At 39.4% G+C, this 23,907-nt stretch carries 21 protein-coding genes and 4 tRNA genes; 7 read left to right on the top strand and 18 right to left on the bottom strand.

What is annotated here, in order from left to right:
• Positions 1 to 86: 86 nt before the first annotated feature.
• The 4 genes from creD to FAZ19_RS20665 all read right to left on the bottom strand — a co-directional run bounded on the left by creD (position 87) and on the right by FAZ19_RS20665 (position 3,043).
• Positions 87 to 1,577, bottom strand: coding sequence for a cell envelope integrity protein CreD (gene creD, locus FAZ19_RS20650; protein WP_229707656.1), 1,491 nt, complete (start codon positions 1,575 to 1,577; stop codon positions 87 to 89).
• A 6-nt stretch (positions 1,578 to 1,583) separates the two neighbouring features.
• The gene (locus FAZ19_RS20655; RefSeq protein ID WP_169305727.1) at positions 1,584 to 2,048 is read right to left on the bottom strand and encodes a Coq4 family protein; all 465 of its coding nucleotides are present in this window, start codon (positions 2,046 to 2,048) and stop codon (positions 1,584 to 1,586) included.
• 75 nt (positions 2,049 to 2,123) lie between these two features.
• Positions 2,124 to 2,426, bottom strand: coding sequence for a winged helix-turn-helix domain-containing protein (locus FAZ19_RS20660; protein ID WP_136822666.1), 303 nt, complete (start codon positions 2,424 to 2,426; stop codon positions 2,124 to 2,126).
• Complete coding sequence (locus FAZ19_RS20665; RefSeq protein ID WP_136822667.1) at positions 2,426 to 3,043, bottom strand: hypothetical protein; 618 nt, start codon at positions 3,041 to 3,043, stop codon at positions 2,426 to 2,428. The genes FAZ19_RS20660 and FAZ19_RS20665 overlap by 1 nt, the downstream gene beginning before the upstream one ends.
• 148 nt (positions 3,044 to 3,191) lie before the next feature.
• On the opposite strand from FAZ19_RS20665, the gene FAZ19_RS20670 reads away from it, so the two are divergent.
• Together FAZ19_RS20670 and FAZ19_RS20675 are read left to right on the top strand one after the other, a co-directional pair.
• Positions 3,192 to 3,273 (top strand) — tRNA-Leu (locus FAZ19_RS20670).
• Positions 3,274 to 3,347: 74 nt separating this feature from the next.
• A complete protein-coding gene (locus FAZ19_RS20675; protein ID WP_136822668.1) occupies positions 3,348 to 4,682 on the top strand; it encodes a trigger factor in 1,335 nt (444 codons plus the stop codon).
• Between the two features lie 247 nt (positions 4,683 to 4,929).
• On the opposite strand, the gene FAZ19_RS20680 is transcribed toward FAZ19_RS20675, so the two are convergent.
• The 12 genes from FAZ19_RS20680 to FAZ19_RS20735 all read right to left on the bottom strand — a co-directional run bounded on the left by FAZ19_RS20680 (position 4,930) and on the right by FAZ19_RS20735 (position 17,366).
• Entirely contained in the window at positions 4,930 to 6,441 is a 1,512-nt protein-coding gene (locus FAZ19_RS20680; protein ID WP_136822669.1) for a DUF3943 domain-containing protein, read from the bottom strand.
• A 132-nt stretch (positions 6,442 to 6,573) separates the two neighbouring features.
• Positions 6,574 to 7,287: a pirin family protein gene (locus FAZ19_RS20685; RefSeq protein WP_136822670.1), complete on the bottom strand. Its 714-nt coding sequence runs from the start codon at positions 7,285 to 7,287 to the stop codon at positions 6,574 to 6,576.
• An 80-nt stretch (positions 7,288 to 7,367) separates the two neighbouring features.
• Positions 7,368 to 7,940: a Crp/Fnr family transcriptional regulator gene (locus FAZ19_RS20690; RefSeq protein WP_136822671.1), complete on the bottom strand. Its 573-nt coding sequence runs from the start codon at positions 7,938 to 7,940 to the stop codon at positions 7,368 to 7,370.
• A gap of 27 nt (positions 7,941 to 7,967) precedes the next feature.
• Positions 7,968 to 10,121 carry a prolyl oligopeptidase family serine peptidase gene (locus FAZ19_RS20695; RefSeq protein ID WP_136822672.1) on the bottom strand — a complete coding sequence of 718 codons (2,154 nt, stop codon included), beginning with the start codon at positions 10,119 to 10,121 and terminating at the stop codon, positions 7,968 to 7,970.
• An 87-nt stretch (positions 10,122 to 10,208) separates the two neighbouring features.
• Positions 10,209 to 10,282: transfer RNA gene (locus FAZ19_RS20700), tRNA-Asp, on the bottom strand.
• 23 nt (positions 10,283 to 10,305) lie between these two features.
• A tRNA-Asp gene (locus FAZ19_RS20705) sits at positions 10,306 to 10,382 on the bottom strand.
• 58 nt (positions 10,383 to 10,440) lie between these two features.
• Positions 10,441 to 10,514, bottom strand: a tRNA-Asp gene (locus tag FAZ19_RS20710).
• 73 nt (positions 10,515 to 10,587) lie between these two features.
• The gene (gene prfA / locus FAZ19_RS20715; protein ID WP_136822673.1) at positions 10,588 to 11,661 is read right to left on the bottom strand and encodes a peptide chain release factor 1; all 1,074 of its coding nucleotides are present in this window, start codon (positions 11,659 to 11,661) and stop codon (positions 10,588 to 10,590) included.
• An 81-nt stretch (positions 11,662 to 11,742) separates the two neighbouring features.
• Positions 11,743 to 12,072: a DMT family transporter gene (locus FAZ19_RS20720; protein ID WP_136822674.1), complete on the bottom strand. Its 330-nt coding sequence runs from the start codon at positions 12,070 to 12,072 to the stop codon at positions 11,743 to 11,745.
• A 26-nt stretch (positions 12,073 to 12,098) separates the two neighbouring features.
• On the bottom strand, positions 12,099 to 12,452 hold the full coding sequence (locus tag FAZ19_RS20725) for a four helix bundle protein (RefSeq protein ID WP_136822675.1): 354 nt from the start codon (positions 12,450 to 12,452) through the stop codon (positions 12,099 to 12,101).
• Between the two features lie 37 nt (positions 12,453 to 12,489).
• Entirely contained in the window at positions 12,490 to 13,251 is a 762-nt protein-coding gene (locus FAZ19_RS20730) for a UDP-2,3-diacylglucosamine diphosphatase (RefSeq protein ID WP_136822676.1), read from the bottom strand.
• A gap of 65 nt (positions 13,252 to 13,316) precedes the next feature.
• A complete protein-coding gene (locus FAZ19_RS20735) occupies positions 13,317 to 17,366 on the bottom strand; it encodes a glycoside hydrolase family 2 TIM barrel-domain containing protein (RefSeq protein WP_211245546.1) in 4,050 nt (1,349 codons plus the stop codon).
• 255 nt (positions 17,367 to 17,621) lie between these two features.
• Here FAZ19_RS20735 and FAZ19_RS20740 point away from each other — a divergent pair, with 255 nt between their 5' ends.
• Together FAZ19_RS20740 and FAZ19_RS20745 are read left to right on the top strand one after the other, a co-directional pair.
• Positions 17,622 to 18,206: an RNA polymerase sigma factor gene (locus tag FAZ19_RS20740; RefSeq protein ID WP_136822677.1), complete on the top strand. Its 585-nt coding sequence runs from the start codon at positions 17,622 to 17,624 to the stop codon at positions 18,204 to 18,206.
• A 14-nt stretch (positions 18,207 to 18,220) separates the two neighbouring features.
• A complete protein-coding gene (locus tag FAZ19_RS20745) occupies positions 18,221 to 19,312 on the top strand; it encodes a S1 family peptidase (RefSeq protein WP_136822678.1) in 1,092 nt (363 codons plus the stop codon).
• A 69-nt stretch (positions 19,313 to 19,381) separates the two neighbouring features.
• Here FAZ19_RS20745 and FAZ19_RS20750 read toward each other — a convergent pair whose 3' ends face one another.
• Both FAZ19_RS20750 and FAZ19_RS20755 read right to left on the bottom strand, forming a co-directional pair.
• The gene (locus FAZ19_RS20750) at positions 19,382 to 20,476 is read right to left on the bottom strand and encodes a transposase (protein WP_136822679.1); all 1,095 of its coding nucleotides are present in this window, start codon (positions 20,474 to 20,476) and stop codon (positions 19,382 to 19,384) included.
• A 12-nt stretch (positions 20,477 to 20,488) separates the two neighbouring features.
• Positions 20,489 to 21,304: a sigma-70 family RNA polymerase sigma factor gene (locus FAZ19_RS20755; RefSeq protein ID WP_136822680.1), complete on the bottom strand. Its 816-nt coding sequence runs from the start codon at positions 21,302 to 21,304 to the stop codon at positions 20,489 to 20,491.
• A gap of 1,698 nt (positions 21,305 to 23,002) precedes the next feature.
• Between FAZ19_RS20755 and FAZ19_RS20760 the strand changes: the two genes are divergently transcribed.
• Genes FAZ19_RS20760 through FAZ19_RS24540 form a run of 3 tightly spaced genes read left to right on the top strand, consistent with a single transcriptional unit; the run spans position 23,003 to position 23,652 of the window.
• Positions 23,003 to 23,245 carry a DUF6364 family protein gene (locus tag FAZ19_RS20760; protein ID WP_136822681.1) on the top strand — a complete coding sequence of 81 codons (243 nt, stop codon included), beginning with the start codon at positions 23,003 to 23,005 and terminating at the stop codon, positions 23,243 to 23,245.
• Positions 23,245 to 23,397, top strand: a complete 153-nt coding sequence (locus FAZ19_RS24150; protein ID WP_211245547.1) for a PIN domain-containing protein — start codon at positions 23,245 to 23,247, stop codon at positions 23,395 to 23,397. The genes FAZ19_RS20760 and FAZ19_RS24150 overlap by 1 nt, the downstream gene beginning before the upstream one ends.
• Positions 23,398 to 23,652 (top strand): PIN domain-containing protein, encoded by a 255-nt coding sequence (locus FAZ19_RS24540; protein WP_373287749.1) that lies wholly within the window; start codon positions 23,398 to 23,400, stop codon positions 23,650 to 23,652.
• Positions 23,653 to 23,907 lie beyond the last annotated feature (255 nt).

Below are 23,907 nucleotides of genomic sequence, written 5' to 3' on the forward strand. Positions count from 1 at the left end.
TGTTACGTCATCTAAACCTCTTATTAATGATCCATAACGCGGTCAAATACATTTTTAAATAGCACCATCTAGTATCCATCACATTTTTATTTTCGATCAAACTGATACCAATTTATCCGGGTTGATACACGCATCAATACCGCTAAAATAATAAATATTCCAATAGTCCCAACAATTAAAGAATAATCTCTTAATTGCATTAAAACAAAAATAAATCCGTAAAACAGGCATAGAATACCGGCAAAAAGTAATGCAATTTTAAGATCTTTTGTAATCGATTTAATAAAAGAAGTGATCAACCCAACGGTAGCGACCGCAGCCAGAACATATGCAATGTTGAAATTCAAATATTCTGAAATAGCTAACAATAAAGAATAAAATAATACCATAGCAACACCGATCAAAATATATTGGATAATATGAATTCGTCGCTTTTTGAGAATTTCTGTAAAGAATAAGGATGCAAAGGTAAGAATGATAACTAATATACCGTATTTCGCAACCCGTGTTGTTTTCTGATAGTTATTTACTTCCGGTAAAAAATTGATCTGCACCATATCCGCATCCGAAGATCGGGTAAAAGACCCAGTAGTATTTGTGGCAGAACTCATTTCGGTAGGCAATTCATCCTGAGCGAAATATCTACTTTCGTTCAAGTCAATACCTGAAAATGAATATAGTCGCCCTGGATTCCCTTCCCATTGTGCAGGTAAACTTCTGTTAAAACTTGGTATTTTCCACGTTGCTTTAAATTGATCGGCTTCTACACTTCGATCTTCAGGCAAATACCCACCGTTAAAGCTGGGGTTATTCCATCTTCCAGCAACATAAATAGAAGTTTGGTTCGCAATGGGAAAATAATTCAACGATTTTGATCCTCTTAAATCCATTTTTATGGAGAAAGATTTCTGGGTATCCCCTATATCGGATAGCGGTATATTTGCCACTAGATTGCTTTCAAAGAGTTGAAGCGTTTTCTCGAACGTGCCTATTTCCATCATCGTGGTATCCCATGTTAATGTTGGAGAACTCAATAATCCTTTAAGATCACGGATACCAAAAACTAGCTTTGCATCTTTCCAACGCACACTATTAAGGTCAGTCCCTAGCTTTTCCTGTTCCAAGCCAGAAAAATCACCAGCCATTTCAACTTGCGCATTATATACAACAGATTGATAAATCCCTCTTTTCAGATATTCCGGGGTTACATTCGTCTTGATATTGACTTGATTAGGCAATAAAAATATCCAATCTTGCTCTATACTTTTTATGATATTATCCTTCCCTTTTTCATCCCTTTCGGTTGTCTCTCGTACATAATCATACGGTATTGCTAATATTGGACTCGAAATCACCTGTTCCCTTCCCCATTTGGAAGAAATTTCTGCAGTCACATCTTGTTCTCTATATTTTCGTTCTCTGATCAAGTCATCTACCAACGACATTGGTAAAAGCAACAATAAGATAAGAAAGAAAATGACGCCCAATTTCAAAAGAACAGAATTAAATATCTTTTCCCAAAACGAGGGTACATTGGGAGGTAATTGTGGAGGCATGTTGTGTGGAGTAGTTTCCATAGTGATTTATTTTATTGTGATTAAATTTGTTTTCAATTCCAAAGAAGCGCGTAGTTCTTCAACAGAACGACCTAAAAGCATTTTAAATTCGATTTCGTAAAAAGAGGCCATATTTCTTCCCTTTTTAAACGCCTGGATATAGCAGGGGAAATATTCCGGAAAAATCAATCCACCGATAAAAATCATCGCAAATAAGTATAGACTCCTTTTCCCATTACCGAATAAGAGATATTGCATTGCAATTTCGTCCTGAATTTTTGTGCCCGTATTCGTCAGTATATGAAACACGTCGTGATTTTCCAACTTCGGCATCACGTCAAAATCATATAGCGCATAAAACTCCCCAAGTGCCTTACCTAACGTGCCCTCTGGGTAAAACAAGAACTCGACTTTAGTTATCCCCCACGCTTTCTTATTGATTTTAAACGCATTGGCATACACCCGGGATGACCAGCCGTATAAGTGTAACATAAATTTCAAACGTAAACCTCGCATATTAAAACGATTTAAAAGAACTTTGAATTTCAAAGTATATAGTTAAAAAAATTATTTGTGCTGTTGTTTTATTAAATTTTCCAAGGCTTTTAAGTGGTTTTCAAATGACCGTTGCCCTTTCTCCGTCCTTCGGTAACGTGTATTGGATTTTCGATCAACAAAACTCTTGAACACGGTTAGATATCCCTCTTTTTCTAAGCTTTTCAGGTTAGAGGCTAGATTTCCATCTGTTACGTCCAACACATCCTTCAGCGAATTAAAGTCGTATTCCTCATTGGCGACCAATATGCTCATGATCTGAAGGCGTATTCTATTCTCCAATACTTTGTCATACAATGAAAAATCCAAGCCCACTATTCGTATTTTTTATAGACAATCAAACCATAGATAATATGTAACACGCCAAATCCAAATGCCCAAAACCACAACCCATATCCCGGACATGCCAGTGCGAGAAGACCTAAAATGATTTCAAAAATACCTAGCCATTTTACTTCCTTAAATGTAAAGTTACTCGCCGCAGCTAATGCTAATCCGTAAAAAATCAATAAAGAAGATGCTAATAATCCGTAGTATCCTCTGGCAAATACCATCAGCGAAAAGATTCCTCCTGTCATCAACGGCACAGCTACAGCAAACAATAAAGAACGGCTTGCGGCATTCCATATCGACTGATTTATCCGCTTCGCTTTACGCCTAGCCATTAATACCCCTGTAACAATAGAAACGAACAAGACAGTTAGTGCAATTACGAGCAGCTTAACAATAACGATCTCATCGGTGACAAAGTAATCACGATACCCAAATTGACTTTTAAAACCATATACAGTTAGATAAGCTAATGCTGCACCAATTAAAGCATATGTGCCAATGAGCACCCCCGATAAGCCGCTGATGGAAATAAATTTGCTCGACTTTTCCATAATTGAGCGAATTTGTCCTATTTCTTTTATAATGTCCTGCTGATTCATAAAAGTACTTTGTTTTCCAAAGTAAAAGAATAATAACTACTTACGCAAGAGAAAATTTATATTTTTTATTTTTCGAAAAAATAATCAAAAAAGACTTGACAGATATAGTAAACGTTTCTATCTTTGTGGCACAAAAGAAATCCTAACTGCGGAAGTGGCGTAATTGGTAGCCGCACCAGACTTAGGATCTGGCGCCGCAAGGCGTGGGGGTTCGAGTCCCTTCTTCCGCACTTGATATCCTCCCGAACACAAAGACATCGGGAGGATTTTTTATTATAATGCGAAAAATAACGCTAAGAAGAGTATGAATATTTCACACGAAAAAATCGATGACATCAACGCAAACATTATAGTTGAGTTAACACCAGAAGATTATAACCCCACGGTTGACAAAGCCATCAAAGATCAAGCGAAAAAAGCAAAATTACCTGGATTCCGCCCTGGATTGGTACCTGCTGGTCATATCAGACGTACTTACGGTAAATCCATTTTATTTGACGAAGTCAATCGCATTATTAACACTAAAATCTCTGAATATATCGGTGAACAAAACTTAGAAGTATTAGGCCAACCTCTTCCTAAAGAAGAAGACGCTGAAACAACTTATAGTTGGGATTTTAAAGATACATTCAAATTCACGTATGAGATCGGCTTAGCGCCCAACTTTGAAGTTCCTTTCACTGCAGATACTGAATTTATAGAATACGACATTAAAGCCGACGATGCTACCTTACAAGAGCGTATCAAAAACTTACGCCGCAGTTATGGTAAAATGACGAATCCCGAAGTTTCTGCTGAAGGCGACGTTTTATACGCTGCTTTGAAACAAAATAAGGAAGAAGGAATTGAGAAAACAGCTTCTATCCGTACCGATATCATCGTAGATACAAAAATCAAAAAATCTCTGACCGGTCTTAAAAAAGATGATAAGGTGAAGATAGATGTAAAAAAAGCATTTAACGTTGCAGACTTAGCCCGTATTTTGGAGATCACGGAAGATCAAGCGGAAAATTTAGATGTAACTAAGTTTGAACTGACTGTTAAGAATATCAACCGTCTTGAAGAATCTGATTTAAACCAAGAATTCTTCGACAAACTATTCCCTGCTGGCGAAGTTACGACAGAAGAACAATTTAACGCAAAAGTAACAGAAGAGGTAGAAGGCCTATTCAAACAAAATTCTACTCAAAAGTTACGTAATGATATGTATACGTTTGGAATGGATAAAGCTGATGCTAAATTTCCTGAGACGTTCTTGAAAAAATGGTTAAAAGCAACTAATCCCAATCTTTCCGAGCAGGAGATCGAAGAAGGTTTTGCAGACTTCGTTAGCAATTTAAAATGGACTATCATCGAGAATCGAGTCGTAACAGCGAATAAGCTTGAAGTAAAATACGACGAAGTGGTTGATTTGGCAAAGGAGCGTATCTATTCGCAAATCAAAATGTATAACATGAACGAAGAACCTACTGATGAGCAATTAGGTCAGTTTGCTCTTCAGTTATTATCAGATCGCGAACAAGCAAATCGCTTATTTGAAGAAGTAAAGGCATTAAAAGTATTTGACAAATTAAAATCAACGGTTAAAATAAAATCTAAAAAAATCGATTACGATAAATTTGAAAAACTAGATAAATAATCGAGATTCATTTCGGTACATAAAACAGTTACTACAACAGCGCAATTCCCCTAAAAAGCCACATGCTATTTGGGGGAATTTTTATTATTCCACTTTAAGATCTCTTCTTTTTCATCAGAATCCGTATCCAAGAGGCCTCAAATAATCAACTTAGTTATATAATTGCAGGAGAAAACACTAGCTATAGTGTGGATTGGTATCGTGATGGGTGGATCTTCGGTGAGTGGTGAATAAAAATAATCAAATTCTAGAACCGGACATTGTAACCAACAGAGATTCTACCAAACGGAAATTCACGGTGAAAATCAGCGTATTGAGGATCATCAAAATTTCCCTGTAAGGAAAAATATCCCGAGCTTGCATTCAGTGAAAATCTTTTAAAAATTCGTAGACTTGCTTCTATTGTACCCGCGTGCAATACATACTGCGAATCATTCCCGCTAATGGTATACAATAATGCACCATTGTAATCTGCTATCAACATCAGTCGATTCAATAAGCTCAATTCACCACGATAACGATAGCTTAAACCCGACCCGTAATTGTAGTTACGACTTGCTCCGTAAAGCAGGTACGGATCAGGAACGGCTGCTAAGGCCACAGCACCTGCCCCTGCACTCATATTGAATCTATTATCTTTCTTATATCTAAATTCAGAGACCCAATTATAATTAAGACTCTGTGCTCCATAAAAGAAAGCGTCGTTATTATAGAAATCGTAATGTGCATTCAACGTTCCAAAATGACTACTTTTTTTACTTTTAAAGAATTCCGCACCATACACTAGCGCATGAACATTTACGGCATTAATAAATGTGCTATCTCCGTCTCCGACTTCAAAGTTGACAAAAAATTGGTCAAACGGTCTTTTGTAATTGTGCGCTCCATTACTATACTGAAAACGTAAACGGGCGTAAAATGTATTTTTCCCTTTTGTTAGGAAATCACCTTCCCGCGCATCATGTCGTCTTACACCAGCATCTATTTCTGCACTGATGATTGATGAATCTGCTGAATTGTACGTATCAACTTTCCCCCATTTACCGTCTAATAGTCGATTAAGACCATTCACAGGATTGACGATGAAAGCCACTATTTCATTTCCAATTCGATTTCCATATTTACCTCTTGCCAATATATTCCGCGAAACCCGATGTGTCATCTCTCCCAAAATAATTCCTCCGAAAGTTGTATTTACGAGATCATTAATAGAAGGGTGCTGCGTTTCACCCGCTGTTTCCCAAATGTAAGATCCCAATACAGTGGCAACACCCGATTGGTAAAAATTATATCCATTACTTCGAAAAGCATTAAAATACAGTTGACCGTGATAGGGATGATCGATTTGGTTGGTCGTGAATTCATTATCATCCCAATCCCATGCGCTGAAACGTTGGTGGTTGATAAAATTTTTAAACGAAATATAAGAATATGGATCGCGTGTAATAAATCTATTGAATGATGCCGGAACAGCCTGCGCTAAAAACCACTCCGTTCCTGCCCTCCAAAAATGCTTCGCCCGCATAGAATCCATCTGTTGAGCGAATGTGTCCCGAATAGAATAATTGATTGTTATACTATTAAGTTCTTTTGCTCCGTCTGTATATAGCTTATTTTTTAAATATCCATAAGTAATACCCCCATTTCTTTGTGTGAAATTATCACCTTTGAACATGTTGTTGAGTGTAGAATCAACAGGTTGCTGTGCAAACGATACAGATAGGTAGCTAAGAAATACGAATAAAAACAGTTTATCCACTATAGAAATGACATTTAAGGAGCAAAAATAATACTTTACCTACGCTTCATACCACTAAAACAGCAAAACATACTATAAGATGACAGTTATATATTTAGAAAGGACCGTTGCCAGTGCCTTTCTAAATATAGACTATTGAAGCATCGGAACTTCCATGACCAATATGGAAGACTGGGTGATAGCTCTAAAATTAACCTGCTGCACTTCCCAAATTCCAAGTCCATCTCTTCTTTTCAAATCTTCGCGATTCGCGGAGAGCTCTCCTTCCAATACAAAGATGTATACGCCATTTTCTGGATTTTTTAAGGTGTAAGTAATTTCCGACCCTTCACTGAGATCTGCCAAATGAAACCAAGCGTCTTGATGAATCCAAACGCCCTCATCCCCTTTATCTGGAGACAAAATCTGCTGAAAACTATTATTACGTCCTTCCGTCGGGATCGTCTGCTGATCGTATCGCGGTGTTACATTACGTGCATTAGGAAATAACCATATCTGTAAAAACTTAACCGCTTCATCGGTATCGGCATTATATTCGCTATGCTGAATACCCGTTCCCGCGCTCATTACTTGAATCTCGCCTGTACGAATTACGCCTTTGTTACCGATGCTGTCTTGATGCTGTAGCGCCCCTTCCAGCGGTATCGAAATAATTTCCATGTTGTCGTGCGGATGTGCACCAAATCCATTTCCTCCAGATACGCTATCGTCATTTAAAACACGTAACGCGCCAAAATGTACCCTATCTGGGTTATAATATCCACCAAAACTAAAACTATGGAAACTCTTCAACCATCCGTGATCTGCATGTCCTCTTGTATCCGCTCTGTGAACTACTGTCTTCATATTATTCCTTTCAATTGTTTACACACAAAAATATAGGAATTTAGGTTCCTATTTCTTAAGCTATATTAAGAAATAAGAGCCTAGCTCCGCTCACTTCGCAGCTTACTTAGAAACTCCGGTGTAATACCGATATAGGAGGCAATTTGTTTCTGTGGCAATGTATTAATCAATGTGGGATAGAGGTCACAGAATTTTTGATAACGTACTTTCGCTGGAAGGCTCAGGTAGTCCAACGTCCTATGGTTGCTACTGGCTAACGCATTTTCAGTTAGTATTCGAAAATAACGTTCTAGTTTTGGAATTCGATCGAAAATTCGGAGTTGACAATCCCGACTTAAAATCAATACGTTAGAATCCAATAGCGCATCAATATTCAAGTCACTTGGTTTTTGTTTCACAAAACTATACATATCCGAAATCCACCAATTTTCAGGAGCAAATTGTAAAACATGCTCCAACCCATTTTGATCTACAATATACGAGCGCAAGCAGCCTTCTAATACAAAAGCAGAATATTGCGCTACTTCTCCAGCCCTATGCACAAATTGCTTACGTGGAACTTTTTTCTCTCGAACCAGTTCTTTCACGATTTCTATTTCATCTCCCGTTAAAAGGCAGATTCCATTGATATGGGAAATTAATTTATCAATCATATATAAATATACATCTGCTTCAGAACACTAATACGCTCTATAATCAATGCCCATAGTCTGAAACATAAAAGACCATTTATCCACTTGTTCGGCGATAACCATGGCAGTAGATTTACCCGCTCCGTGTCCAGCCTTGGTATCGACACGAATAAGAACTGGATTCGGTCCTATATGATACTCTTGAAGACGTGCCGCAAATTTAAACGAATGAGCGGGCACAACACGGTCGTCATGGTCCGCAGTGGTCACCATCGTAGCAGGGTAAGCTATATTTGGTTTCAACGCATGGTAGGGCGAATACTTATATAGATATTCAAACATCTCCTTACTATCATCCGCTGTTCCATAGTCAAATGCCCATCCTGCACCTGCTGTAAATTTATGATACCGTAGCATATCCAGCACACCAACAGCAGGGAATGCCACTTTAAACAATTCCGGTCTTTGCGTGATACATGCTCCCACTAATAATCCACCATTTGATCCACCCGCAATAGCCAACCGTTCCGAAGAGGTATATTTCTGGCCGATCAAGTATTCGGCAGCAGCGATAAAATCGTCAAATACGTTTTGCTTATTCATCTGCACACCGGCAAGATGCCAATGCTCGCCATACTCTCCTCCCCCTCGAAGGTTTGCCACGGCATGTACGCCACCTTGTTCCAACAGAATGATATTACCGGTAGAAAAAGACGGTGTCAAGCTTATATTGAATCCACCATAGCCATACAACACAGTAGGATTGGTACCGTCTAATTTAATATCTTTCTTATAGGTAATGATCATCGGTATTTTCGTTCCGTCCTTAGAGGTGTAAAACACTTGCTTGGACTCATACCGGGAAGGGTCAAAATTGATTGCTGATTTTTTATAAATTTCTGATTTTCCGGATGCCATATCATATTTATAGATCGTAACCGGATTAACGTAATTCGTAAAAGAATAATATAAATCTTTATCTTTCACTTTCGCACTGAATCCACCTGCAGAACCTATACCGGGCAGCTCGATTTCCCGTTCTAGCGTCCCGTTTCGGTCGTATTGTTTTACCAGCGAAGTTGCGTCCTTCAGGTAATTCGCAAATATCTTACCTCCACCGGTTGTAGGCGATAGCGACTGTTCGGTTTCGGCAATCAATGTTTGCCAATTTTCCGGTTGTGGATTGGCGGCATCAACCGTTACTACACGTCCATTGGGTGCATCCAGTTCCGTGTAAATAAATAATCTAGATCCATCGTTATCGATGATTTCATGATTTTTGTCCATATCGCCCACCACTGTTACGAATGCGGTGTTAGAGGAGGAGAGATCTTTAATATATAGTTCGTTGCCGGAGGTGGTATTCGCTGCCGACACTACCAGATAACGTTCATCTTCCGTTAAGCTGGCACTGATGTAGCGACGCGGTGTTTCTGAGCCACCAAATACCAGTTCGTCTTCTATCTGCGGTGTATTTAGTCTATGGAAATAGAGCTTATGTTGATCGGTCATCGCCGATAACGCCGAGCCTTCTTTGGGTTTATCATAACTGCTATAATAAATCCCCTCATTACCTCTCCAAGCTAGTCCCGAGAACTTCACATCTACCAGTGCCTCTCCGACAACAGATTTATCTTCCGTCTTCAAAACGACAACCTTTGTCCAGTCAGACCCACCTTCCGAAATCTGATAGGCTACCAACGAACCATCCTTAGAGAATGAAATATCGGCTAATGAGCTTGTACCACCCTCCGAAAACTTGTTTGGATCTAAAAAAACCTCTTCTTTTCCATCATCGCCTTTTTTACGCCAGAGTACATATTGATTCTGAAGCCCGTCATTTTTATAAAAATAGATATAGTCGCCCTCTTTAATCGGAGCGCCAACTTTCTCGTAATTCCACAAACTTTCCAAGCGTTTATAAATAGCTTCGCGAAATGGAATCTGTCCTAAATAATCCTGTGTTACTTCGTTTTGGGCAGTTACCCATTTTTTTGTATCATCAGATAAGTCATCCTCTAACCAACGATATGGATCGTCTACAACGGTTCCGAAGTAATCATCTTTTACATCTACTGTCTCTGTCTGTGGGTATGGTTTCAGTTTAATTTCCTTGTTCACTTCGATACTTTTTTGCCCTTGCTGTCCGCATCCCGCGATCGTCAATACTGACAATAGCATAATACTAATTGATTTATTCATATTCTAACACTTGATACGACAAGATAGGAGTTTTTTTTAGGATATAACTAAAAAAGGATATCCTTCTGAGGATATCCTTTTTTGAAGCGGTCTGGACGGGACTCGAACCCGCGACCCCATGCGTGACAGGCATGTATTCTAACCAGCTGAACTACCAGACCTAAGGTTTAATTTTAAAAAGAAATGGCGGTCTGGACGGGACTCGAACCCGCGACCCCATGCGTGACAGGCATGTATTCTAACCAGCTGAACTACCAGACCTAAAATCCTTTTAATCTTTTTAAGAGCGTTTGAAAGATAAATCTTTCTCTTTTTGAAGCGGTCTGGACGGGACTCGAACCCGCGACCCCATGCGTGACAGGCATGTATTCTAACCAGCTGAACTACCAAACCTCAATCCTTCTTGTTAGAAGGTGTGCAAATATAGCGCTATTTTCCAATAAACCTAAATTTTTTTGAAAAAATCTTAGTCTACGGTACCGTCTTTCATCTTTTCTGCATTCTCCGCAAACTGCAATGCATCGATAATATCCTGAATATCACCGTCCAAAATGGCCGGCAAATTGTACGTAGTTAATCCAATTCTGTGCTCTGTAAATCTACCTTGAGGAAAATTATAAGTACGTATTTTAGCCGAACGGTCTCCGGTCGAAACTAATGTTTTTCTTCGGGCAGCAATATCGCCATTCTTTTTGTTTAACTCTATTTCATAAAGCTTAGTACGGAGCATTTCCATTGCTAATTCACGATTTGCTAATTGCGAGCGTTCAACTTGACAAACGACCACTATTCCGGAAGGTTTGTGCGTCAATTGTACCTTAGTTTCGACCTTATTGACATTCTGCCCACCAGCTCCACCAGAACGGGAAGTCTGCAATTCAACATCAGCAGGATTGATTTCCACATCTACTTCTTCAGCTTCAGGCAAAACAGCTACTGAAGCGGCAGAGGTATGTACCCGACCTTGCGTTTCTGTATCCGGAACGCGTTGTACACGGTGTACTCCTGATTCATATTTTAATTGCCCGTACACATCGTCACCGATCACCTTCAAGATTACCTCTTTGTAACCGCCAGAGGTACCTTCAGTAACATCCATCACTTCATTACGCCATCCTTTAGTCTCGAAAAAACGCGTATACATGCGATAGAGATCGCCAGCAAATAAAGCAGCCTCATCGCCTCCTGTACCGCCACGAATTTCAATTATTGCATTCTTAGCATCTTCTGGATCTTTAGGAATAAGCATCAAGCGTATCTCTGCTTCTTTTTCCTCTTTTTGAACATAAAGAAGATCTTGCTCTTCTTTTGCCATCTCCCGCAATTCCTGATCTTTTTCGTTAGAAAGGATATCTTTATTTGAATCGATGTTACTAACTATATTTTTATAGATGTGGTATTGATCTACGATTTTGCCAAGGTCTTTGTATTCCTTATTTAATTTAGCAAAACGTTTCATATCGTTGATGGCTTCTGGGTTGCCTAACTCAGCTTCCACCTCTTCCCATCTTTCTTTAATGGCTTGTAATTTTTCTAACATAATACTTTAACTAGGGGGCATATAAGCCCATTAGAGAGCACAAAAGTACTTAAAAATTTATGTTATAGAAAGAAGTAATTTCTAATGGCTTGAAACAACTTTCAGTCCCACAATAGAGGCTATTAAAGTAAAAATAAAAAATACTCTCCAGAAGTCCGCAGGCTCTTTGAAGAAAATTATCCCCATCAATACCGTTCCTACAGCGCCGATTCCCGTCCAGATGGCATAAGCTGTCCCTAGCGGTAACGTCTGGGTCGCTTTGATCAATAAAGCCATACTGATAAATAGAGATATAATAAATCCTCCATACCACAGATACATTATTGAACCCGAACTTTCTTTGGCTTTACCAAGACAGGTCGTAAAACCCACTTCAAATAAACCTGCAACAATTAGTATAATCCAATTCATAGCATATATAATTACGAATTCTAAAATTACGAATTACGAATCGTTTTCTGAATAGAGCCTATAATTTTCAACAGTTCGGTTATGTCATCCAATAAACTTTCGCTTTGTTCTTTCGATAAATAGGCGGTATCTCTTAATATCCTAATCCAATAATGTGTTTCTCTCGCTTCTTTATACGCTATGGTCAATTTAGCATAAAAATCCTTACCAGATTGTCCACCGATAGCTTCCTCAATATTAGCTCCAATAGAAGTACCGCTACGTAAAAGCTGTTTGCTCAATACAAACTCTTTCCTATCGTTTGATAAAAATTGATATACCTTTACAATTCTAACCGCAAAAGCATAACTCTTAACCTGAACTACATTATCACTTCTCATAGTTTGGTAATTACGAATTGTTTTCTCACGACTTCTCCTAATTCTTAATTCTCCATTCGTAATTCATCATTCGTAATTCTTCCCCATCCCATACGGCATAGGTTGAATAGGTAATCCACTCCCCTAAATTAATGATTTGAGTCCTATCACTTAATTTAATGTCATACGGAAAATGGCGATGCCCAAAAATCAGGTAATCGTAATGCTTTCTTGTGAGCAGTTCTTTCCCATACTGAATAAGCCATTCGTTTTCCTCTCCTAGAAATTTTTCCTCTGTGTTGCTAGCAGCTCTGCTGTGCTTAGACCAGCGCTGTGCTATTCCGATTCCTAAATTAGGGTGAAGTCGCGCAAAAAGCCATTGACAGACTTTACTTCGAAAGATTTTTTTCAGGAACTTATATTTGCGGTCGCCAGGCCCCAGTCCGTCACCGTGGTGAATATAGAAACTCTTCCCGTTGAGGTTTAATTCCAGTTCATCCGAAATAATAGTCGCTCCTAACTCCTCCTCCAAATACCCAAACATCCACATATCGTGATTGCCTTTAAAGAACGTAATTTTAACACCTAAATCGGCCAACTCGGCCAACTTTCCCAAGAAACGGATATAACCTTTCGGAACGACTGTCGCATATTCAAACCAAAAGTCAAAAATATCACCCACTAGATACAATTCCACCGCATCAGACTTAATCGAATCTAACCAGGATACGATAGCGCGCTCTCTTTGTTTAGAAGATTCGTCCGGATGTGACCCTAAATGGAAATCTGAAGCAAAATATATGCGATTACGTGTAGACATCTTTGCGAAGCTAGACAATTGCCACGAATTTTCAAACTTGAAATAGCAGCAATATATGTCCGCTTTTATTCAGCCATAACTGTGAATTCGGCTCCCGATGCAAAGTCTTGTCCGTTTTGCGAACTTAACGCGGTAAATCGAATAAAACGTCCTTTAACAGATTTGTCCAGCACAACAGATTTAGGTTTCGGATTATTTTCAAAACGTCCTTCTTTAACCGGATCACCCCAATTTTCCCCATCGGCACTTACATACAGTTTATATTCTTTGATATTACCATTAGGCCCGTTCTGTCTCGGCGTATACGTAAATCCTTTAATTGTTTTCACATCACCAGCATCAAAATCCACCCAATGGGGGTATTGTGCTACCGTTACCGAGTACATCGTATGCCATATCGTCGACAAATCGCCGTCAACCAAATGCGAAGCATTCCCCTCTCCTCTTTCTTCACTCGAAGAGAAAACGACCTCTATTGGAATACGCTCTATCTTCTCAAAATCAAAGGAAACAGCTGATGCTTCATTCTTCTTAAACCACGCTGTAACTGTGCCCCCGTTTCGTAAATTAAATGGTGCGGTATAGAGGCGTGGCTGATCACCACCTAGAGTATAATAGATTTCCGCATCATCCTTTTCTGCGGCAATACGAACATCTCCTGTACGACTACGTGATATTGTCAATGGTTTATCACCAGCTGGGGACACACCGGCTTTATCCATAAAATCATTTCTTTTAACCGGTCGGATAATAAACCCAAACATGTGTGTGTCCGCTTTTACCCGGTCTTTTGCCAAAGGAGGACCCTGACCGCAGCTATTGCCTCCTAACCCTGTTACGGCGGCATTTAAGTATAAATGGGTACCTGAGCTTTTTGGCAACTGATAAGTATGAGGAGCTAATGTCATTTCCAATTCACTCCATGGTAATGCTGAAGTCGCCATCTGCTTGTTGGCAATAAAAATGGCACCATTACCCAAATCGTCTGTCAACGAACTCCAACGTACTTCCTCCCTATTCCCTGTACTTTGTGGACTAGGCCAGGCCACGTATTGATCCCTCACCGTACTCTTATGCAGTTCTACGCATTGCGCAGTTTTACGATCGGCATAGTTATTTATTGGCCCACGTCCGTAATACTGAAAATTGCCATATTTCTCTGGAACTTGCAGTGTATAACCAATATGAGGCAATACCAAAGCAGCATTATTAGAAGTAATACTGGATTGCAGCTCAATAGATCCATCGCGATAAACAGTCCAGATCTGAGTGGCTGTGAATTTAAAATCCCCACCATCAAATGTCCTATCGGTTTGTTCTATAATCGTGTAGGTTCCGGAGCTTCCTCCACGTATAGTTGCACCATTCGGCGCCTGAGATTCGACGGTGAACGACAAAACCACAGCGCCATCGGGTTTCGTATACATCTTTGTAGAAAGTGCTTTATGTTTCAGATTGTGGAGACCTTTTTCAAACCATTGTTGATAAGCCCAGTTGTCATTATCCAAAGGTGCTCTTAGCGCGTCCAATTTAGGCCCTTCCCCATCTCGGATAATTTGTTCTTTACCGTACGTCAAGCTATAAATCGTACCGGTCCGTGTATCAAATTTCACTACAAACTCATCTCCTTCAATTCTTTTGAAATCACCTTCGGCATTAGCTTGGAGTTTACCTCCTTCAGCTACAGCAGAGATTAGTGGCTTATTCTCCGCCTCTTTCACGAGCAACTGTTCTTCCATTTGTACAAAACCTTTCTTAGCCCAAAACTTATCCTCGGCCAATAAAAACTGTATTTTCAGAAAGTATTCAGATTGCGGATCTAAATTCGAAAAATCAAAAGGAACAGTGTATAACTTTCTTTCACGAGCTCCAGCCAAATTACCATTCGCCGAGAAAGTTGTGCTTTTCTCTATTTCGACACCATCCTTATACAATGACCATTGAAGAGTGTAGCCACTGAGTGCAACGAAATAGTTTTTGTTGAAGATCTCTATCTTCCCTTGTTTTATATCCACAGCACGCACACCAACATTTTGATATACCTTTTTCACCTCGTAGTACTGCGGCTTCGGGGTCATATCTGCGAATAGGAGTCCGTTCATCACAAACGTACCGTCATTCGGTTTGTCGCCAAAATCTCCCCCATATGCCAGGTACTTTTCGCCCGTCGCCTTATCATAATAATACATTGATTGGTCGATCCAATCCCAGATTGCTCCACCCATAAAGTAATTTGTCGATTCAATAGCTTCCCAATAGTCAACTAGATTTCCCGCTGCGTTACCCATCGAATGCGCGTATTCCGAAATATGAAAGGGATATTTGATCTTATAGGTCCCTTTCACCGCTCCACGTACCCAATCGATTGAGGGGTATTGATTCGACCCCATATCGACAATACTATTATTACGTTCATACTGCACGGGGCGCGATGTATCAATCTGTTTGATCGCCTCATAGGCTGCTACAAAATTCTTTCCCGGACCAGCTTCATTACCTAAAGACCATATAACTACCGACGGATCGTTGATTGTTGCATGCACCATCTCGACATTTCGCGCGACATGTGCATTCCGCCACTCTACCGGGTGCGAGAGAGATGCATCTCCGTAGTAATATTGATGACTTTCTATATTTGCCTCATCTTCCAAGTAGATACCGTACTTGTTACACAAGTAGTACCAATATGGATCATCGGGATAATGCGAATTTCGTACGTGGTTAATGTTAGCCCGCTTCATCAACTTGATTTCGTTCTCCATTTGTTCACGAGAGATGACCTTGCCCGTTTCCGGATTTGTTTCATGGCGATTTACTCCTTTCAACTTCACCGCTTTACCATTGATATAAAAATAGCGGCCTGCCAGTCCAAATTCGTCGTCTTCAGCCTTAGTATCTTTAATCTCTACTTTCCGGAACCCAACAACCACCGAAACGGTCTCTATCGTACGGTTTTTATTATCTTTCAGTTCGCCGACCAAAGTATAGCGGTACGGACGCTCTGCCGACCATTTATGGGGAGAGCTAAGCGGGAATATTACTTCTGAGGAAGTAGAACTTCCGGCTTTTATTATCTTCGCTGTAGCGACAGCAGCAGCTGATCCTACGACGGCATTATTATCACCATACAATTCATTTGCATAAAGACTGTATATCATTTTATAATCTTTTGCGTCCTTCTTATCTAGGTTTCGGATATCCGCTTTGATCTGTAATGATCCATTTTCATAATTCGCATCCAGATCAGGGATAGCGATCAGATCCCGAACATGAATTTTAGGTTTTGAGGTAAGGGAAACTGTACGGAATATACCGGGAAGTCGGAACATGTCCTGTGCTTCCAGAAAGGAGGCGTCAGAATTACGATATACTTCTACCGCAATTGTATTTTCTCCGTTGTTAGTTAGATACGGCGTAATATCGAACGATGCCACATTTCGGGAATTCTTAGAAAACCCGACATACTTGCCATTTATCCATAGGTAGAAAAAAGAATCTACGCCGTCGAAATTGACGAATATAGCCCGCCCATCCCAAGAAGAAGGAACGGAAAAAGTACGCCGATATGATCCCACTTCATTCCGATAGCTATAGGTCGTCCAATGTGCCGGTGGTGTTCGCATTACGCCCCCGCGCCAATCGTCAACTTTTACGCTATGTTGAAATATCACAGGCTGATTAACATAAATAGGTACGCCGTATTTCAATGACGCATCTTTTTGGATACCGAGAATATTCCAATTCATTGGCACTGGCACATCATCCCAAGAAGAGACATCCTGTTTTGGATCATAGAAATTTTTCGGACGTTCTTCGGGAGTTTTTACCCAGTTAAATTTCCAGGTTCCATTAAGTGAAATCCAATATTTACTATTTTCAGGCAATACTTTGCGTGCATGCGCGACATCTTCGAACGAGAAAAAATAAGCTTGGGGTTGTTCTTTATTCAAGGATAAATCTTCAGGAGATTCCCATTCCTTACCAGAAGGAGCCACCTCTCTTCCATACCGAAAACCTGCTATTGATGAAGCTACCTGTTGTGCATGTACTGAAAACGACATCGGCAATAATGTTGCGATTAGAAGCGTTATTCGTTTAGGTATGGATCGTATCATATTCAATAATTAAAATACATGGTAGATTGCAAAAATAAAAGCAATAAGCATAACTACAATACCCTTACTTCAATCATTCGATTGCGTAAAATACTTATATTAAAAAAGATACAAAGGGCAGCAGCAATCAGTTATTGAAAATTTTCGATTTTATATCTTATATATCCAAAATAACTCCTACGTTTGATTCAGGAATTTTCTTAAATTAAAATTTAACAAATCAGGGTTACTATTTGAATTTTAAGGTATTAATAAGTGAGTAAGATAAGACAGATATTACCAAAAGAGATATCGGACCTTGAGATCATCGAGGGAGTCGCAAAAGGTGAAAGTAAAGCTATAAATACGATTTATGCGCATTTCTTTCCTTCTGTTGCTCGTATGATAATCAATAATAACGGTTCGAACGAGGAAGCGAAAGATATCTTTCAAGAGGCGGTAATGGTATTGTATGACCGTGTTACTCAACAAGATTTTGAGTTAAAAAGTAAACTAAAGACATTTTTATATGCCGTTAGTAGGAGGTTATGGTTAAAGCAGCTTAATCGAAAAGGAGCTTCTACTAATACCTCAGACATTTCTGATTATGAAGACATCCTTCATGTTGAAGAAGATATCGAAAGGCATGTAGACATTGAAACTAAGTTTACACAAATGGAAAGCTCGTTAGAGCAGCTGGGGGAGCCCTGTAAAACCATTTTGAACGACTTTTATATTGCGAACCTGTCTATGCAGGCTATCTGTGAAAAGTTTGGCTATACCAATACGGATAATGCCAAGACACAGAAATATAAATGTCTACAAAGACTTAAAAAGTTGTTTTTTAATAATACAGATTAAAAATAATAGCGATCATGAGTAGTATGCGAAGAAATGAGTTTATTGATTGGGCAGATCAATATTTGAGAGGAGAGTTATCCGCGGGCGATCGTTTTGCTTTTGAAAAATTTTGCCAAGATTATCCCGAATTCCAGCAAATTTTTGAAGAACACCGAAGGTTCATTTCTTCTTGGAAAGAAACCGAACAAAGGCGCATGTTCAAAATGTCGTTACAGCAAGAATCATTACATCGCCAAGCTCCTGCGAAAGCCAATACAGGGATCATCAAGATTTGGAAAAAACTGCAGATGAATGCAGGTGTGGCCGCAGCTGTAGCATTGATCTCTGTCTTCTCCACGTTATGGCTCACAGGTTATTTTACCAGTATCAAAAAGGCTTCTACAGACTACAGCGCCTTGCGTCGTGAAATGAATACGGTAAAGAAGAATGTAAATGAGCAAAACAGGAAGATCCAAAATATCAATAGCGGAAAAGAGAAGAACTCAACGCCGATACACTTCGGTGCTACAGGGTTTATGCTGACCAGAGATGGCTACGTCGTAACAAACTATCATGTGGTAAATGGTGCTGATTCTGTGCATCTTCAGAACACAAAAGGCCAGGCATTTAAAGCGCAGATCGTTTATTCAGACATAGAGAAAGACTTGGCCATTTTGCATATCAGCGATAGTACATTCAAGCCCTTAAAAACCGTTCCATATACGTTCAAAAGACAAATATCTGATATTGGAGAAGATATTTATACGATCGGTTTCCCTCGGGATGAGGCAGTATATGGTCAGGGATATTTAAGTTCGAATACGGGGTATGCAGGAGATACGATCGCCTACCAAATTTCGATCCCTATCAATCCGGGTAATAGTGGTGGACCGGTTCTAGACAACAGAGGAAATATTATCGGTATCATTTCTGGTAAACAAAAAGGTATTGATGGCGCCGGTTTTGCGATTAAAACCAAAGAACTGATCGAAACATTAAATCGGATACCTGCAGATTCATTAAAAGGAAATGTAGTTTTGAGCACTAAAAATACATTGTCGAATTTACCGCGGACCGAGCAGATTAAAAAAATTCAGGATTATATTTATATCGTTAAAGTATACTAGTAGCTTTCAATAGTACTATATTTAAAAGCACCTTGGATTTCTTATCCTAGGTGCTTTTTTTTGTAGACCTTATTCAACAATCAGGTTAATTCCCGCCATGCTGGCTTTATACTTTATTTTTTCGATCAAACCGTAATAGCTCCAGTTGCGCAACAGGAATTCATCGTCTTTTGCTGCTTCTTCTTTATTCGTTTGGTTCACCAGTAAAAGTGTACCCGCCTGTGATTTCACACAGATATCAATTAGTCGACGGCTATATAGATGGAGGCGACTATCAACATAGTTCTTTTCCTTTTCGCTAAAATGTTCGAGACTTTTGAGTTTTTTCGTTCTTCCCTTCCCACCTTTATTAAAGGCGGAGGCTTTTTGAATGCGATGCCTTGCCGCTTGTATAGCCATCCGTCTATACAGAAATTCCTCTTTATTGCCAATCTGAAAGTTATCCTTATCGATATTGACTGTAATCGGATGTTCTACGGAAAGAGAAGCCTCTGCTATGACATGATCCTTTAGAACATGTTGTTTTTTTGGAAGTTCCAATGCGATAAGTAGAAAGATCTTGCCTTTTACAATCTTAATAGAGCTACCGCATATCTTTATCTGCCCCACCAAAGCCCGTTGCAGCAACACGCGTTTATCCGAGCGATCCTTGCCCAAATATGTACGGAAGGGAATCTTAAATAAGCTGAATTTGAAATCCCTATTTTTCTCATCGTTGCTGAATTTAATCTGAACACCTGAGAATGGAATGGGCATATCCTTTTTATAATTACGAAGCGACTTCTCCCCTTTCCAGTATGCCAATCGATCGGCGTTGAAGTTCTTAATCAACGTCATATTCATATTCGAGATGATATCCGCAGGCAGTTTGCCTTTAAAGTAAGTGGACAGCACCCTATATGTCGTGTTCATCCGCGAGGTATTTAGAATGCCTTCCGGATCTTTGTTATTGTCTGCTAATTTTACCTTCACATCGTCCCGTAGGTAGATCAGGTCTTTTATATTTTCCTGCAGATACTGATGCGTCAGTACCATATTCGAGCCGCGATAAACAATATCCTGCCATTCGAATAATTTCTTAAAATATTCCGTACGTTTTTCCTTTTCGTCGCAGTCGATGTAAATCTGTACTTTTCGGGTTAAAATAATCGTATCATTTGCCATAGATCCTCCTTGTTATGCTGTTTGTTTGGATTGCTTTATTTTTGCGTGTGCTTCAACGAATAGCTTCTTCACCATCGCGGAACTTAGCTGTAAGGCTTCTGAAATCTGTTCAAAGGAGAGCTGCAATTCGTAGCGCATATGAAAAATCTCCGCCTGCTGATCATTAAACTCACCTTGTAATACAATTTTAGCAGGTTTATTTAACAGCTCCATTTTCTCCGAACTGTTGAATATGCTGCGCAACGTATCAATTGTTTTCTCTACCTGCATACTGACCTCATAATCGGATATGCCGCCGAGATAGTAAGCAATGCGTTCATAATTAAAGCTATATTTCAAGCACAGTTTGATAAAGAGTTGTTGTTCGTCTTTCAGACTGGGCAGGATACTATTTAACCGATTCATCTGTTCCTGCTTTTCGGTTTCCAATCTTTCGAGGTAGACCAGATCTTCCTCCTCCTCTTCTTCCAGTTCATAGCCCAATAAAAACTCCTGATAGTCCTCAATACCGTCCAAGCGTAATAGACTACGATTAAACCGATTTCTTGATTTGCTATAATAAGCCTTTATCGCAGCGTTAACCTGCGTTTTAAGAAAAGTAAAAACCGCATCCATGGAGTCTACATTCTCCCGAAACAACCAGAGCCGTAGAAAAGCTTCCTGTACAATACTTTCTGCGTCACATTCGTCCTTGGTGTACTTTTCGCCCCGGAAATAAAAGTACCCATAGAACTTTTTATAGAAGAAGTCCAGGCCCTTTTCCCGACCGTCGTTCAGCAATAAAATATGCCGTTCAATATCTTTTTTTTGTTGTAATAGTTTACTCATAATTGTTGTTTAGTTTGTTATCGATTAGATAGCTTACTGCAGCCCCGGGGGATATATCTGGCGGTTTTTGTGGCCGGGGCCGCGTAAGCTGTATATGAATAGAAACGTATTGGTATTGATGATATAGCTGCAAGACTCTGTTGTGTATGCTTTAAAGTGCGTGATAAGCAAATCTGCGAATTCGCCTATGAGCGGATTTGCAACAAAGTACCTTTCAAATTGGGGTCAGTAACACCTACAGACATCTAAGAAATGATGGTACTGAGAGTTGTGTATACCTTTCAGATAGGTAGTAAGCAAATTTGCCTATTCGCGAATCAGCAATAAAGTACCTTTCAAATTGTGGTGAGTAACACCCAGACCTCGCTAACATCCGAATATCGTATAGTTGTGCATACCTTTAAAATTGCAAGAGTTAACACCGGAGGAAGATAGAACTATAGCAGGGCTCCGTTGTGCATACCTTTAAAATTGGGGTGAGTAACAACTTAAAAACTATGAATGAGGAATATTAGTTGTGCATACCTTATAAATCAAGTAAGCGAATTCGCAAATTTGCCTATTCGCGAATAAGCACACCCGCAAGAAAATAAAAAAGTATTTAGCGAGTGGCATATCGCCCTCACCCTACGGCGTCACAAGAAGCCTCAATATAAGTCAAAAATCCTCTCCGTTCAAACACCTAAAGTTTAAAAATTGTCATTCCGACCGAAAAGGAGGAATCTAACGATATAACTTGCAAATTGGGGTGAATAGCACTTGTAGGGAGTAACACCTAATTGGCAAAATACCAATAGGGCGAACTTGTTGTGTATCCCTTTCAAATTGTGATGAGTAACAACGCATGTTGGCGTCTGTTTGTGTGCAGTGTTGTTGTGTATACCTTTCAAATTGTGATGAGTAACAACATACCAAGAAGACAAAGCAAAGACGTTTCTGTTGTGTATACCTTTCAAATTGTGATGAGTAACAACTGTTTCTGCGCGTTCTCGGTCATCTTATTAGTTGTGTATACCTTTCAAATTGTGATGAGTAACAACAAAAAGGTTTAGTATATTTGTGGCCAACGGATTGTGTATACCTTTCAAATCGGAATGAGTAACACCCACCTTTGTGCTTGATAACGACCACCACTCGTTGTGTATACCTTTCAAACTGTAGCAGCAGATTCCTGTCATTCCGACCGAAAAGGAGGAATCTAACGATATACCTTTCAAATTGGAATAAGTAACCGTAATCATATAATCTTCACTTGAGTCCCCACAGTTGTGTATCCCTTTCAAATTGTAGTGATTAATACCTCTTTCATAATGAGGCTTTTAACGGTTCTGTTGTGTATACCTTTCAAACAGGAATGAACAACAGCTAAATTTGAGGGAGGTCCTCTCTGAAGTTGCACATACCTTTCAAATTGTAGTAGCAGGTCTTTAATTCCCGTCATTGCGATGAGCGAAGCGAGGAAGCAATCTTACTGTTATAATTATGAAAGACTGCCACGTCGTACCTCCTCGCAGTGACGAACCTTGTACTGCCAAAACCTATCTTCCTCCTCCTACTCCCTAACACATAAAACAAAAAAGTATTTAGCGAGTGGCACATCACCCTCACCCTACGGCTTCACAAGAAGCCTCTGATTAATATTGTATATTTTTATAATACGTATTGTTTTCATATTTTTACACGTAAAAGGAAAATGTTATGAATACAAAACTTACATTGAATTTAGAAAAAAACATCATCGAAAGTGCGAAAGATTATGCTAAGCATAATAAGACCAGCCTTTCAAAACTGATTGAGAATTACCTAAAATCGTTGACCGAAAAAGAAGAAAACACGACGGTAAGTCCGCTTGTTGAAAGTCTTACAGGAATCATCCCTCAAGAGCCGGAGAAAAAATACAAAAAGGAATACGCCGACTATTTAAACAAAAAGTATTCTTAATGGAACACGTTTTCGTCGACACCAACATTGTTCTTGACCTACTACAGAAACGCCAAGGTTTTTTTGCGGAGGCGCGGGAACTATTCACTTTAGCTGATAGAAAAGAAGTTAAGCTCTATATTTCTGCACTTACTATTACCAATACGTACTAACTGCTATCCAAACACTACAATTCGGCTGATGCTCGAAAGCTATTAGCAAAATTTAAGGTACTCGTAGAAGTGCTAGCGATAGACGATAAAATCATCGAATTATCTTTGGTCTCAGACTTTAAAGATTTTGAAGATGCCCTCCAATTTTATACCGCATTAGAAAATAACTTAGCCATCATTATTACCCGCAATAAAAAAGATTTCAAAAACAATATTCTTCCGGTAATGAGCGCAAAAAAATACTTAAGTAGATAATATTACCTTTCAAAAGTAGGAGGGTCACACCAAGGTACTCCGGAGCTTTGAAAATGTTTTGGTTGTGTATACCTTTCAAATTGGGATAAGTAACATCACAATTTGATTTATACGGTTTGATTTCTCGGTTGCATATACCTTTTAAAGCCCGCATTCAGATTTTGCCTATCTGCTGATCCGCAAATCAGCAATAAAATAAAAAAGTATTTAGCGAGTGGCATATCGCCCTCACCCTACGGCGTCACAAGATGCCTC

Source organism: Sphingobacterium alkalisoli (assembly GCF_005049105.1).
In the GTDB taxonomy this organism is placed as follows: Bacteria; Bacteroidota; Bacteroidia; order Sphingobacteriales; family Sphingobacteriaceae; genus Sphingobacterium; species Sphingobacterium alkalisoli.